The organism is Candidatus Baltobacteraceae bacterium (assembly GCA_036489885.1).
GTDB lineage: Bacteria > Vulcanimicrobiota > Vulcanimicrobiia > Vulcanimicrobiales > Vulcanimicrobiaceae > JAFAMS01.
Genome location: DASXEW010000002.1, coordinates 40,426 through 53,052, shown reverse-complemented (window position 1 = coordinate 53,052; position 12,627 = coordinate 40,426). Strand labels below are relative to the sequence as shown.

Genomic DNA, 12,627 nt, shown 5'->3' with positions numbered 1-12,627 from the left:
CTACGCGAGACCTTCGTCGTGGAGACGACAGACGGTCGCGAGATCGAGTTCGAGGTCGTCGGGCTCGTCGAGGACGAGGATAAAACGACGTATGCAATCTGCTACAGCGAAGGTGAGGACGAGTTTGTCGTCTCCGACGCGACGGGCAATCTGCTTGCAGACGAGGCGCTCGCGCAAGAAATCCTCGATGACTTCTTTGCGCTCGCGGAAGAAGCTGACGAAGACGAGCCGGAGGGAAAGCCGTAATTACGCCGGGTCCGGTTCTCTTTCTTTCGGCGAGCGTCGGGGTAGGGCACACCTCGGCGGCAAAAGCCGTCGAGACGGCGCTCGGCGAGCACGACCTCGACGTGCGCATCGTCGACGCGTACGCGCATGCCGTTCCGTTCTTTTCGAAGATCGCTGCCGACGGCTACATCCGGATGGTCAAAGTCGCGCCGTGGATGTACGGATTTCTGTACGATCGCGTCGAGCGGGCCCGCAAGGTCGGCTCGTCGCGGAGATGGCTCAGCCGCCTGGGTGCGCAGAACCTGCACGCGCTGATCGAGTCAATTCAGCCGAGTTGCGTCGTCTGCACGCACGCCTTTCCATGCGGCATCATGGCGGACTACAAAGCCGGGATCGATCCGACGCTTCCGGTCATGGGCATCGTCACCGATTACGTCGTGCACCCGTTTTGGATCTACCGGAACATCGATGCCTACGCCGTCGCGACGCCGCAGATGCGCGACGTGCTGATCGCGCGCGGTGTCAATCCGTCGCGCGTGCAAACGACGGGAATCCCGGTCGATCCGCGTTTTGGTTCGATCGCATCAAAGACGCAGGCTCGAATTGCGCTGGGTCTTGGGACGCTCGGTCAACGGCGACTCGTGCTTGTGATGGCCGGGGGGCTCGGCATTGGCCCGCTGGAAATGATGCTGCGTGGTCTCGAGGACGTCTCGCACTCGGTCGCAGCCGTCGTGCTAACGGGGAAAAATGCGCGTCGCGAAGCGCGCTTGCGTGAATGGGTTTCGCGTTTACCGTATCCGGTACTGGTACGCGGCTTCGAGGAGAACGTTTACGACTACATGCACGCTGCAGACGTGTTGCTAACGAAGCCCGGCGGACTAACGATCTCCGAAGCGCTCGTGGCACGCATTCCAATGGTGCTCGTGAAACCGCTCGGCGGCCAGGAGCAACGGAATACGCGCTACCTGCTCGAACGCGGCGCTGCACTCAATGCTTCGACGATCGATGAGATAACGCAATCGGTACAACGTGTGCTGCAGTGGCCGCACGAGCGCGACCGGCAACTTGCGCGCGCCGAGACGCTGCGGCGACCGGAAGCGGCCGCTGATGCGGCAGTGCTCATTTCTCATCTGGTGGAACGCGAACCACTAACCGCTACTGCACTCGGCTCGCGATCGGATTAAACATCGTCGCGTGAGAGCGAAAGGATCATGCGAGCAATGAAATGCGCGCCCTCATCGTTGTAATGCACGGCATCTTGACCTACGCCCTGGTCGCCGTAAGGACATTCTGACACGGCTTCGAATGAAGCCGCGGCGTCAATGTAGCGTCCGTGAGATGATTTCGCGGCTTCTCGCTGCCACAAATCTCGTAAGCGGTCGAGATACGGACGCACCGGCAACTTAAAGCGATCGTCGGCGTCGATGAAAAAGGGCCACTTAGCGCACCATTGCTCGAACGTTAGCTCATGACTCTCCTGCGTGTACCCGCGCTTTAGGAATTGCATATACGCCGGGACGAGATCCTGATAGCATAACGGCTGCAGCACGGCGAGGAATCTGTGACCCAAGTCGGCGCAAATGCGATCGAGAATCTTGACCGCAGCGACGGTGCGGCGGGCGATCCAGCGTTGCGCTTCGTCTTCGTCAGACGGAATTTGCCGAAGAAGCCGCGCGATCTCGGAGCCGTAGATGTCCTCCGCGAGTTCAGTTTCACTGCGTAAGAGCGGTGATGACCGCCGGCCGGCGAGAAAGTCTAGGTGATAGACAAGGCGCCTCTCGACGTCGACGAGACCGCCCAGATACACTACCGTCCTTCGAGAGGCCCGCGCCAAGGACGGATGTGAAGCACCCAACCGGAGACGATACGTCTGCTGATCGACGACTTGATCGAAGTCGGAGAGATTGAGAACGGCAACTTCATCGATTGCGCTGTCTTGCTCTGCGAGACGCCGCGGCCATGCACGGTCACCCGCGGTGTTCGAGTCACCCAAGGCGATGACGACCTCGCGACCGGCGCACATACGGCCGAACTCTGCGAAGAATGCATTGAAATCGTTAAACTCGCGAACCGCGCATCGCCAAATGACAGCGTTTAAATGATGATTTCTACGTTCGGAAGTGCGCAGCAACAGGTAGTCGCCCCCGACGTAGGCTTCGGCCCAGTCGATTTCCCTCGGGATGGTTCGGACGGCTTCCATTAGATTGCCGAAAGCGCGGTCTCTTCGTCGCAGACGACGTCGTCGGTCGGCGGCCCGGGGTCGCTTGGATCTTCGCCGGCCTCCGGCGGCGGAGCTGGCGTGCCCGCGTATTGCGCAAAGAACAAATCCATCGCGCGCTTCACGCCGGCCGGTGTAACCGTTCGACCGTCGCCGGCAAAGAACACGTGGGTACGTTGCGTAGCCGTGATGACTTCATAGGACGGAAAATAGTCGACGTGAGCAAAGCTGGAGCGCGCCTCTTCGGCGGACACGCGCAATACCGATTTAGAATACGTCGTTGCTTGCACGACGTGGTTGACGCTCATGGTCGCAAGCAGAGGAACCGGTGAGACCGTCAGAATGACCTTTGCACGCGGATTAAGCAGTCCGAAGGCACGGATGAATTCGAAGAGCGAATCCGTCGTCTCGCGCACGCCGAAGTTAACGAATTCGTAACGCGCCGGGTCGAAGGTTCCCACCGAACAACCCGGACATGTCGGGTATACGGTGCCGTCGCGGCGATCTCGCCAGCCTTCCGTCAGTCCGAGGGTGAAGACGAAGATATCGCAGCGTTCGAACATCTCGCGAACTGCCGCGAGATGTGCTTTCCGGTCGTGGTGCAACGCGTCGAGCGACGCAAATCCTTCGGGTTCGATGAATGGCCTGAGCGGATCGTAGTAGCGGCCATCGTCCAACCAATGATCTTCGATCGGCGTGAATCGTTCAAAGGCACGCTCGAAGAGTTGCACGAGTTGCGGAGTCGTGTAAACGTTCCCGAAACGTGCCGGAAAGATGCCGTAATTACGGTCAGCGAGATCGTCGTCGAAAAGACCCTTAGGTCCCGGCTCCGTCACCATGTACTTGAAGCCGCGCTGCACGAGCTGTTTTGCAACGTGCTGCGCGAAGCAGCTTCCCGCAGTCGCGATGGCCATCGTTTCGTCGATTGCGAAGCGGCCTGGCATCGTTGGATCGAGCGCGGGTCTGGGCACACCAGCAACGGAGCGTCGCCAATGAGCGGCGTCCGGTTGTGTGCTGTATGGGCATGTTTCTCGCATAGAGCCTAATCTGGCTGTCGGTCGGTCGAGGCGTAACCTTTAGACGAAGGATGGGTCGCTGCCGACAAGGGCAAAAGCGATGTTTATGGAGAACGCCGCGCTGCGATGGAGAGGTGGCCGAGTGGCTGAAGGCGGCGGTTTGCTAAACCGTTATACGGATAACACCGTATCGAGGGTTCGAATCCCTCTCTCTCCGATGCACTACAAAAAGAGAAAATAAAAAAAAACTACAACGCGCGGTCGTAGCTCAATTGGATAGAGCAACAGGCTACGAACTTGTAGGTTGGGGGTTCGAGTCCCTCCGACCGCGATTTGCAGAACAACATAATGTCACGTAAAAAAGAAACCTAGTGGCTCGGTAGCTCAGGGGTAGAGCGGGGGACTCATAAGCCCTAGGTCGTAGGTTCAAATCCTACCCGAGTCATTTTTCCAAGATAGGTTGCGCAAACGCGCAGCCTATTTTGTTAGTCCGAGGCTTTGCGCAGCGCAACGGAGATGCGCGGGCCGATCGGACGCCGCTCTTTCGGTATAGCATGCTCCCAATTGAGCTGGCTTGCGCCCTGCATCACGAGCAGACTTCCGGCTTCCAGATCGAGATTGAGCGAACGCTTGCGCGCGACGACCGGCTTCGTGCGCAACAGCATACGGCGCGTCGCGCCAAAGCTCACGAGCGCAATGGTCGGTGCCGATCCAAAAACCGCAATGCGGTCATTGTGCCACGCCACGCTGTCGTGCTCGTCGCGATAGAAGTTCAAGCCGATGCGCTCGATCCTGACGTGCACAAATGGCTCGATGCGCGCGCGGATCTCCTCCAGAATGCTTGGGAAGGGTGGCTCCCCATAGTGCGCAACCAGCCGCGGGACATCGACTTCGCGGTCGTACATCCAGCGGCGATCGGACTCCCACGGAATCTCGTCGCGCAACGCCGCAAACATGCGCGCGGTTTCCTCATGAGAAAAAACGTCCGGCGTATATACGATCTTGCCGGTCTCGTCATCGGCGACGACCGTCAGGGGGGAAGCGGCGAAGAGTCCTAGCTGATGCGACACGGGAGGCTACCCTCTCGCAGACGCCTCCCACGCGCGAACGGTTTCGATTTGTCCGGCCATGTAGTGTAAGAACCCGCCGCCGATGAGAAACTCTTTGCGGAGCGGATCGAGCGTGAACGGAATCGTTTCGCCGCCGGCTGCAATCGTTTGCGCCGCAACGTCGATCCGTGCGGAGCTGCAAGCGATGATGCGATCGATCGCGTCAGCCGGGACCGCTGATAACAGGAAACCGTTGTTATAGGCGTTCTCTTCAAAGATGCGCGCGAAGCTCGGCGCAATGACGCCTTTGAAGCCGCGCGATTGCAACGCCCAGACTGCATGTTCTCGCGAGCTGCCGGCGCCGAAGTTTTCGCGCGCGACGATTATCGTCGCGTCCGGGTGCGTGGCGTAGAGCGCGTCGATCCCCGGCAGTCCGCCCAAGCAATACGCACCCAGACCCTTCGCATCGACGGCGCCCAGATAGCGCGTCGGAATGATTTGATCGGTGTCGACGTTGGCGCGGTCCAGCGGGAAGAGCTTGCCCTCGACGATCATGCAAGAACCGCGCTTTCGAGCTCATCAGGACTTGCGATCCGTCCCAGCACGGCGCTCGCCGCAACCACGACCGGTGAAGCAAGGTGGACGCGTCCGCCCGTCCCCATCCGTCCGGGAAAGTTTCGATTGCTCGAGCTGATGCAGCGCATCTGCGGCGCGAGCACGCCGGTCGAGAGACCGGGACATGCTCCGCAGGACGAATGCGTCCAGAGTGCGCCCGCATCTTGAAAGATGTCGTGCAAACCTTCAGCCTCGGCTTGCCGTTTCACGAGTTGCGAGCCGGGTGTGACAATCGTTGGGATGCGGACCTTGCGGCCGGCGAGAACTGCGGCGGCGGCGCGCAGATCGCCGATCCGTGCATTCGTGCACGAGCCGATGAAGGCTTGATCCAGCTCGATCCCGCGCAGCAGAACCCCGGGTTGTAACCCCATATATTCGAGCGCCCCAGCATCGGCATCAAGTGGAACGCTCCCGGATAGCGGAGCGCTCTCACCGGGATTCGTTCCCCAGGTAACGGTCGGGCGTAGCGCGCTCGCGTCGATCGTCAGCTCGGCATCGTATGTCGCATCCGCGTCTGGAGCGAACGCGCGCCAACGTGCAGCGGCGCCTTCGAATTCATCGCCCTTTGGTGCGAACTCGCGTCCGCGCAAATATTCAAGGGTAGTTTCGTCGACCGGACACATCCCGGTCGTCGCTCCGGCTTCAATCGACATGTTGCACAGCGTCATGCGCTCGTCCATCGAGAGCGCCGCGATGCCGTCACCCGTATACTCGAGCACGTAGCCGGTCCCGCCCTTGAAACCGAGCTGCGCGACCACCGCCAGTGCGAGATCCTTCGCGGTCGCATCCTTTTGTAAGCGTCCGTGCACGCCGATACGCATAACCTTCGGACGTGTAACGACGACGGCGCTCGATAGCAGTGCACCTGCTAGCGCCGTGCTTCCAACGCCGAACGCAAACGATGCGAAGGCGCCGATCGTGCAGGTGTGACTGTCGCTGCACACGAGCGTCGAACCGGGCATGACGTGACCGCGTTCGGGGACCAGAACGTGACAGATGCCGTTGTTGCCGACGTCGTAGAGACGGACGCTGCGTTTTTTCGCCCAGGTGCGCAGCTGGAGCGCGAGTTCGGCGCTTGAAGTGTCTTTGGCCGGCGCGACGTGATCGTTGACGGCGATGACGCGCGCCGCATCGTACAAGCTGCCATCGAAGTCGCGTTCGATCAGATCGATCGCCGGCGGCCCGAGCAGCTCGTACAGCACGGCGCGATCGATGAAGATCAGCGCATTGCGTCCGGGAAGCTCACGCACCAAATGCGCGTTCCAGACTTTCTCGAATAGCGTTGCGCCCATTTAGGTCGGGCTCGCAACCCCCGCGAAGCGATCCGGCGACAGAAATCCGATCGAATGGCGCGTGCGGCCTTCGAGCGCCAAATCGGCGACGATCTCGCCGACGACGCTGCAGAACTTGAAGCCGTGACCGGAGAACCCGCCCGCGATGACGACGTTGGATTGTGCCGGGTGCAAGCCGATGACGAAATGCTCGTCGGGTGTGAGCGTGTACAGGCACACCTTCGAGCGCAGATACGTTGCCGCGGCGCCGGGGATCAAGCCGTCCAAGAATGCGCGAATCGGCAAGACCTCTTCGGGCCTGACTTCGCGGCCGACGTCGTCGGGATCGGTGGGTTGGAAGCTGCGGTAGAAAGCGATCTTTATTCCCTCACCCGCGACGTAGGGGAATCCGTAGACGCGTCCATCTTTGCGGGCGACGATGAAAATCGGCAACGACTCGAGCGCGTCCGTGTTCTGTGTACCTGCCGGCGCAAACCAATGCATGACCTGCCGCTCGACGACGAGCGGCAAGCCGAGATCCGCTGCAATCCCTCCGAGCCAAGCGCCGGCCGTGACGATCAGGCGATCGGCATCGATGACCTCGCCGTCGGAGGTCCACACCCGCACGCCGTTTGCAGTTGCTTCATAGCGCGTCGCACTCGTCCCGAAACGCGCTTGAGCGCCGGATTCGATCGCACGCCGCAAGTGCGCGCCGATACACGCCTCTGGCCGCAAGAACCCGGCGGTCGGCTCGAACAGCGCGACCTCGCCTTCGCGAAAGTGCATCGACGGATAGCGGCGCGCGACTTCATCGCGTTCGAGAAGCTCGTGCGCCAGCCCGTGCTCGCGCGCGCTCTGAAGCCCGCCGTCAACGATCGTGTTGTCGCGAGTGCTCACGAACAATCCGCCGGTGATGTTCAACAGAGCTTCGCCAGTTTCGGCCTCCAGCTCGCGCCATAGCTCGTACGCGCGCTGCACCAGCGTCACGTAGCGGCCATCCAGGAAGTAGGTTTGGCGAATGATGCGTGAGTTGCCGTGCGAGGAACCGAATCCGTGCAACGGCTGAAAACGTTCGAGTCCGATGACGCGCTTACCGCGCGACGCGACGTGCGCGAGCGCTGCGCTTCCCATGCCGCCGAGTCCGAGTACGACCGTGTCCCAGCTCATAGAATCTGACTCAAGAAAGCCTTTGTGCGTTCCTCTCGCGGCGCTGCAAAGAATTGGGCCGGCGTGCCGCGCTCGACGATCGTGCCTCCGTCCAGGAAGACGATCAAATTTCCGACCTCGCGCGCAAAGCCCATTTCGTGCGTCGCCAAAATGCACGTCAGACCGTCGGCAACGAGTCCGCGAATCGTGAGCAAGACTTCTTTGACCGTCTCCGGATCGAGCGCGGCGGTAACCTCGTCGAACAAGATGACCTGCGGGTTCATCGCAAGCGAGCGCGCGATCGCGACGCGCTGTTGCTGTCCGCCCGAGAGCTGCGCCGGAAAGCTGTCGGCTTTGTCTTGCAGTCCGACTTTCGCCAGCAGCGCGTAGGCCCGTTGCTCGACTGCAGCTTTATCTTCGTGCAGCACGTGGATCGGCGCCATCATGACGTTCTCGAGCGCCGTCTTGTGCGGGAAGAGATTGTATTGCTGAAAGACGATCGAAACGCGCTTGCGCAGCGCGATCAGCTCCTGGTCGCTGCGTAACGCGTGCACCGCTATGTCGTCGACGCGAATCGTGCCTGCATCGATTGGGACGAGTCCGTTGATGCAACGAAGCAATGTCGACTTCCCGGACCCCGAAGGTCCGATGATGCAGCACACGCCGCCGCGAGCGACTTCGATGTCGATGCCGGCCAAGACGACGTTCGCTCCGAAAGCTTTGCGGACGCCGGCAATTTCGACTAGAGGACGCTCGCTCACGAGGCCACCGAGAAACGGCGCTCGAGCCGCTTGGTATAGACGGCGATGGGATAGCAGTAGAGGAAGAACCATACGAGGACGTAGCCGTAAAACGGCATCAGCAGCTCGGTTCGGCCTTCGGCGCCAAGCACGTTCCGCGTCAGGGTCAGGACCTCGGTGACGCCTAGGATCGATGCAAGCGTCGTCGATTGCGTAAGAATTGCGTAGAGGTTCATCCATGGCGGAAGCATGCGTTTGACCGCCTGCGGCACGATGATCAGCCTAAGTGTCTGCAGATAATCAAAACCGAGCGACTGCGCAGCCTCCCACTGTGTATAGGGTAGCGAAACAACGCCGCCACGAAAGATCTCGGAAACGTTCGCCATGACGGGCAGTGCGAGACCGACCGTGGCTTTGATCCAATCCGGAAACGGTATGGTACCGAACGGCGTATGAAATTGGAACGGCGTCAGGTACATCACGAAGAACATCAAAACGAGCCAAGGTGCGTTGCGAAAGATCTGCATGAACCAGTACGCGGGACGCTCAACCTGGACGCGCCGTGAGATCAAGAAGATTCCGAGCACGACGCCGAACAGCGATCCGAGCGCCATCGAAAAGACGCTGATCGCGATATTGAAGAGAAATCCGTGAAAGAGTAGCGGCGTCCACTTTGCTAGCGTCGCGAGTACCCCGGGTTCCCCAGCCGCGGTTTGCGCCTGCGCGAACGCGACGGATCCCGCAAAAAACAGAATGGAAAAGAAGAGCACGCGTTTCGTGATCACAGGCCGTAACCCGGAATGCGTAAACGTTTCTCGATCAGCTCCATTGCCCAGACAACGATCGCGACGAGAATAATATACGCGATCAGAATAAAGACCATCATCTCGGGGACGTTGAGCTCGTCGGACCATATTTGGCTCGAAGCGTAAAGGAGCTCCGGGACCGCAATCGCGTAGGCAAGCGACGTCGTCTTTACGAGATTGACGATGTTGTTCGTGAACGCCGGCAATCCGATCCGGAACGCGAGCGGAAACATGATGCGAACGAAGCTTTGCAGGCGTGAGAATCCAAGGGACTCGGCGGCCTCGAGCGTCGTGCGCGGAATCGCTTCGATTCCTGAACGGAAGATCTCGACATTGAATGCCCCGGCAAAAAGCGAGAGCGAGAGCGACGCCCAGAAGACGTTGTTGAGAAGCGGATGCCGCAGACCATCGGCCGAGTGCGTCGAGAGCAGCGGGCTGAGCGCGAAAAAGAAGAAATAGAGCTGAACCAGCGGCGGCGTGTTGCGGAAGAACTGCACGTATGCCGTGATAATTTGCCGAACGATTCGCCAACGCGTGCCGAGCAGCCAGACGCCGATCACGCCGATGAGCGTGCTGGCTGCGATCGTAACGATCGACAGCCAGACTGTCATCTCGAATCCGTGGAGTATACGCGTACGCTCGCCCGTTTCATAAAGAAACGTGAGACGAACGTGCGCGTTAGTTGCGAGCCAGCGGCCGAAAGCCGCGAGCGCGTCTATTTCTTATTCGCGTCGGCGTTCATCTGCTTCGAGAACGTCGACACCGGGACGTTGTATTTTTTCTCGAGCGCGATGATCGTGCCTTTCTTGTGCCAATCTTTCACGACGTCCGACATGAACGCCATGAATTTGTCATCGCCCTTATCGACTGCAAGACCCCACGGCTGAACGTCGATCGACGCGAGCGGCAGATCGAATCCACCACTCCACGCCGGATCGAGCGAGAGCGGGTTGTTGAACGAGTCGTCATAGACGAAGCCGATGCAGGTTCCGGCTCGCAAAGCGTTGAGCGCTTCAGGCGTCCCCGGGAACGCGACGACCGTCGCACCGTATTTGTCCTGCATGTCTTTGTTGTAAAACGCGCCCTGAATGCCGCATAGAGACTTCCCTTTGAGATCGTCCCAGCTTTTCAGTCCGGAAGCTTTGCGCGCGATGATGTCGACGCCGGCTGCGTAGTAGCTCGGCTTGACGATGCCAACTTGCTCTTCGCGCGCCGGCGTGTCTGTCATCGTCGCGATCATCAAATCGATGCGACCTTGTTGCAAGAACTGAATGCGATTGGCCGCAACGACCGGAACGTATTCGATTCCGACGCCAAGGCGCTTCGCAACGTCTGCAGCCAAGTCGGGTTCGATGCCGACGACTTTTCCTGAGGGATCGAGGAAGCCGAACGGTTTGTAATCGGTTTTGACGCCGACGATGAGCTTGCCGCGCTGCTTGATATCGGCGAGCGTGTCACGTGCAGATGCCGGTGCGGCCACCCACAGCCCTAATACGAGGGCGGTGAGCGACGCGATCAATAGGCGACGGACGAGCTTCATGAAGTTTCTCCTTAGTTCGGTGCGGGTTGTGGCTGTGCGGCCGGCGCTTGTTCTTGCGCGCTCGACTGCGATGTGGGGGGGACCCGTCTGTTGAGCACGGCAATTGCCGTGCCGATCGCGGCGCCGACTCCGAGATAGAACCAGCGGCGCTTCGAGAAGAAATCTTCAAGACGGAATAAACGGTCGAGGGAGCATTCCCCGTAACCGCCCGCTGCGAATGCGAGCGCGGCAGTTGCATAGAGCAGCGGCACCTCGATGCCGTTATCGGAAGCGAAGAAGCCGTTGTCTTTGTGCACCGTCGACATCGCGACGAGCATGTTTACGATCATGATCGACGGGCCGACGGTACCGAATAGCCCCGCGGCAATCAAACCGCCGGAGATCAGCTCGTTATAAGCGGCCGCCGTTCCCATTTGCTCGGCATCTTCGAAACCGAGCATGCGCATGAAGCCGGCGGTCTTCGCGGGCCCCGAACCCTCGAACCACCCATACGCTTTTTGCGCGCCATGCGCCGCCATCCCACCGCCGATGATCGATCGAGCGACCAACATCCCAAAACTCGAGCGCATTGAACTCCCCTTTTGGATGGAAGCGAGGGACCGCCGACTTCCCGGCGGAACGTGCTCCACCTCCCCTTTATGCTGACGCAAAACACAACGACGACGCAAGGCCTCCGCGCATACAAGGTCGCGCAAACGATCGATGCGATCCGCAAGGTCAGCGCCGCAGGCATCTCGCGAAAAAGTCTGGAGAACATCAAGACGCTGCTTACGGAGCTGGCGTCGCAGACGGAGCTCTTTCCGTGGGAACATTTTCCGCTGGGTGAAGGTTCGGCGCCGCGCATCTACCGGCTGTCCGAAGACGCGGACGGCCGCTTTGCGATGTATGCGTCGGTCGGTGCGCCCGGGAAATCACAGCCGCCGCACAACCACACCACGTGGGCGGTGATCTCCGGCGTTTTCGGCGACGAGCGCAACGTGCTGTACCGCCGTAGCGACGATCGTTCGGTTCCAAACGAAGGCCGGCTCGAGCACGTCGGTGCGATTACCGTGAAACGTGGAAACGCAGTCGCGCTCATGCCGAATGACTTTCATACGATCTGCGTGAGCGGCAATGGAAATTCGCTCCATTTGCACGCTTACGGACGTTCGCTCGAACGATTGCCGAAACGGATCACGTTCGAGCACGAGTCGGGTGGCCGGTATCAAGTCTTCGGGCCGCCCATAGTGTACGAACCCGTAACGGAGTGAACAGGCTCGAGGGAAAGGTCGCGATCGTCACCGGTGCGGCGAGCGGCATTGGCCGCGCAACTGCGCTGCGATTCGCGGAAGAAGGCGCGCGCGTCGTGGCGGCGGATCTGGATCTCGACCGCGTGCGAACGGTCTTGGGGGACGCAGTGCTTGCGCTCGACGTCGACGTCGCCGACCAAGCGAGCGTTGCGGAGCTCTTCGGGCGTACGAAGGACGAACACGGCCGGGTCGACGTGCTCGCGCACTTCGCGGGCATCACGAAAGACGCGATGGCGTCGAAACTCGAGCTCGACGCGTGGGAAGAAGTCTTGCGCGTGAATCTGACCGGAACGTTTCTGACGGCGCGTGCGGCTGCGGTTGAAATGCGCGCCGGCGGTGGCGGCAGCATCATCCTGACGTCGTCCCGTTCGTATCTTGGCAACATCGGCCAATCGAACTATGCGGCAAGCAAGGGTGGCGTCGTGAGCTTGACGCGAACGCTTGCGCTCGAGTACGGAAAATGGAACGTGCGCGTCAACGCGCTGGCACCGGGCTATATCGAAACGCCGATGACGGCTGCGATCCCCGAACGGGTCCGGCATCTCGCGCTCGAGGGAACGCCGCTGCAACGCGCCGGGCGTCCCGAGGAAGTCGCAGCGGCTACCTTGTTCTTGGCGAGCGACGATGCATCGTACATTACTGGGATCGTTCTCGCGATCGACGGCGGCCGCACGACGGGATTCGCGCCGGCCTAAGCTGCCGGCAACCGGGG

General features: G+C 60.4%; 15 protein-coding genes and 3 tRNA genes. 7 read left to right on the top strand and 11 right to left on the bottom strand.

The window, feature by feature from the left end:
- Window positions 1-18: 18 nt before the first annotated feature.
- On the top strand, window positions 19-246 hold the full coding sequence (locus VGG22_05415; protein HEY1727785.1) for a hypothetical protein: 228 nt from the start codon (window positions 19-21) through the stop codon (window positions 244-246).
- A complete protein-coding gene (locus tag VGG22_05410; protein ID HEY1727784.1) occupies window positions 246-1,409 on the top strand; it encodes a glycosyltransferase in 1,164 nt (387 codons plus the stop codon). The genes VGG22_05415 and VGG22_05410 overlap by 1 nt, the downstream gene beginning before the upstream one ends.
- Here VGG22_05410 and VGG22_05405 read toward each other — a convergent pair.
- Together VGG22_05405 and VGG22_05400 are read right to left on the bottom strand one after the other, a co-directional pair.
- Entirely contained in the window at window positions 1,406-2,425 is a 1,020-nt protein-coding gene (locus VGG22_05405; protein HEY1727783.1) for a hypothetical protein, read from the bottom strand. The two genes, VGG22_05410 and VGG22_05405, sit on opposite strands and share 4 nt — an antisense overlap.
- Entirely contained in the window at window positions 2,425-3,387 is a 963-nt protein-coding gene (locus tag VGG22_05400) for a GSCFA domain-containing protein (GenBank protein ID HEY1727782.1), read from the bottom strand. The genes VGG22_05405 and VGG22_05400 overlap by 1 nt, the downstream gene beginning before the upstream one ends.
- 200 nt (window positions 3,388-3,587) lie before the next feature.
- Here VGG22_05400 and VGG22_05395 point away from each other — a divergent pair.
- The 3 genes from VGG22_05395 (at window position 3,588) to VGG22_05385 (ending at window position 3,904) form a co-directional block, all read left to right on the top strand.
- Window positions 3,588-3,676 (top strand) — tRNA-Ser (locus tag VGG22_05395).
- Between the two features lie 40 nt (window positions 3,677-3,716).
- Window positions 3,717-3,790: transfer RNA gene (locus VGG22_05390), tRNA-Arg, on the top strand.
- Window positions 3,791-3,832: 42 nt separating this feature from the next.
- Window positions 3,833-3,904: transfer RNA gene (locus VGG22_05385), tRNA-Met, on the top strand.
- Between the two features lie 40 nt (window positions 3,905-3,944).
- Here the strand turns inward: VGG22_05385 and VGG22_05380 are convergent.
- The 9 genes from VGG22_05380 to VGG22_05340 all read right to left on the bottom strand — a co-directional run bounded on the left by VGG22_05380 (window position 3,945) and on the right by VGG22_05340 (window position 11,195).
- On the bottom strand, window positions 3,945-4,529 hold the full coding sequence (locus VGG22_05380) for an alpha-ketoglutarate-dependent dioxygenase AlkB (protein ID HEY1727781.1): 585 nt from the start codon (window positions 4,527-4,529) through the stop codon (window positions 3,945-3,947).
- A gap of 6 nt (window positions 4,530-4,535) precedes the next feature.
- The gene (locus VGG22_05375; protein HEY1727780.1) at window positions 4,536-5,063 is read right to left on the bottom strand and encodes a hypothetical protein; all 528 of its coding nucleotides are present in this window, start codon (window positions 5,061-5,063) and stop codon (window positions 4,536-4,538) included.
- Window positions 5,060-6,415, bottom strand: a complete 1,356-nt coding sequence (locus tag VGG22_05370) for an aconitase family protein (protein ID HEY1727779.1) — start codon at window positions 6,413-6,415, stop codon at window positions 5,060-5,062. Before VGG22_05370 ends, VGG22_05375 begins: the two co-directional genes overlap by 4 nt.
- The gene (gene solA, locus VGG22_05365; GenBank protein ID HEY1727778.1) at window positions 6,416-7,561 is read right to left on the bottom strand and encodes an N-methyl-L-tryptophan oxidase; all 1,146 of its coding nucleotides are present in this window, start codon (window positions 7,559-7,561) and stop codon (window positions 6,416-6,418) included.
- Entirely contained in the window at window positions 7,558-8,301 is a 744-nt protein-coding gene (locus VGG22_05360; protein ID HEY1727777.1) for an amino acid ABC transporter ATP-binding protein, read from the bottom strand. Before VGG22_05360 ends, solA begins: the two co-directional genes overlap by 4 nt.
- The gene (locus tag VGG22_05355) at window positions 8,298-9,050 is read right to left on the bottom strand and encodes an amino acid ABC transporter permease (protein ID HEY1727776.1); all 753 of its coding nucleotides are present in this window, start codon (window positions 9,048-9,050) and stop codon (window positions 8,298-8,300) included. The genes VGG22_05360 and VGG22_05355 overlap by 4 nt, the downstream gene beginning before the upstream one ends.
- A gap of 11 nt (window positions 9,051-9,061) precedes the next feature.
- A complete protein-coding gene (locus VGG22_05350) occupies window positions 9,062-9,715 on the bottom strand; it encodes an amino acid ABC transporter permease (GenBank protein HEY1727775.1) in 654 nt (217 codons plus the stop codon).
- An 86-nt stretch (window positions 9,716-9,801) separates the two neighbouring features.
- Window positions 9,802-10,626 (bottom strand): transporter substrate-binding domain-containing protein, encoded by an 825-nt coding sequence (locus VGG22_05345; GenBank protein HEY1727774.1) that lies wholly within the window; start codon window positions 10,624-10,626, stop codon window positions 9,802-9,804.
- A gap of 11 nt (window positions 10,627-10,637) precedes the next feature.
- Entirely contained in the window at window positions 10,638-11,195 is a 558-nt protein-coding gene (locus tag VGG22_05340) for a DoxX family protein (GenBank protein ID HEY1727773.1), read from the bottom strand.
- 51 nt (window positions 11,196-11,246) lie between these two features.
- Between VGG22_05340 and VGG22_05335 the strand changes: the two genes are divergently transcribed.
- Entirely contained in the window at window positions 11,247-11,876 is a 630-nt protein-coding gene (locus VGG22_05335; GenBank protein ID HEY1727772.1) for a hypothetical protein, read from the top strand.
- Window positions 11,873-12,610, top strand: a complete 738-nt coding sequence (locus VGG22_05330; protein HEY1727771.1) for an SDR family oxidoreductase — start codon at window positions 11,873-11,875, stop codon at window positions 12,608-12,610. The genes VGG22_05335 and VGG22_05330 overlap by 4 nt, the downstream gene beginning before the upstream one ends.
- The last annotated feature ends 17 nt before the right edge of the window (window positions 12,611-12,627 follow it).

What these genes read in the sequence shown, in the direction of transcription:
- VGG22_05340 (HEY1727773.1), bottom strand. Translation starts at nt 11,195, where the DNA reads ATGCGCTCGAGTTTTGGGATGTTGGTCGCTCGATCGATCATCGGCGGT.
- VGG22_05370 (HEY1727779.1), bottom strand. Translation starts at nt 6,415, where the DNA reads ATGGGCGCAACGCTATTCGAGAAAGTCTGGAACGCGCATTTGGTGCGT.
- VGG22_05375 (HEY1727780.1), bottom strand. Translation starts at nt 5,063, where the DNA reads ATGATCGTCGAGGGCAAGCTCTTCCCGCTGGACCGCGCCAACGTCGAC.
- VGG22_05405 (HEY1727783.1), bottom strand. Translation starts at nt 2,425, where the DNA reads ATGGAAGCCGTCCGAACCATCCCGAGGGAAATCGACTGGGCCGAAGCC.
- VGG22_05345 (HEY1727774.1), bottom strand. Translation starts at nt 10,626, where the DNA reads ATGAAGCTCGTCCGTCGCCTATTGATCGCGTCGCTCACCGCCCTCGTA.
- solA (HEY1727778.1), bottom strand. Translation starts at nt 7,561, where the DNA reads ATGAGCTGGGACACGGTCGTACTCGGACTCGGCGGCATGGGAAGCGCA.
- VGG22_05400 (HEY1727782.1), bottom strand. Translation starts at nt 3,387, where the DNA reads ATGCCAGGCCGCTTCGCAATCGACGAAACGATGGCCATCGCGACTGCG.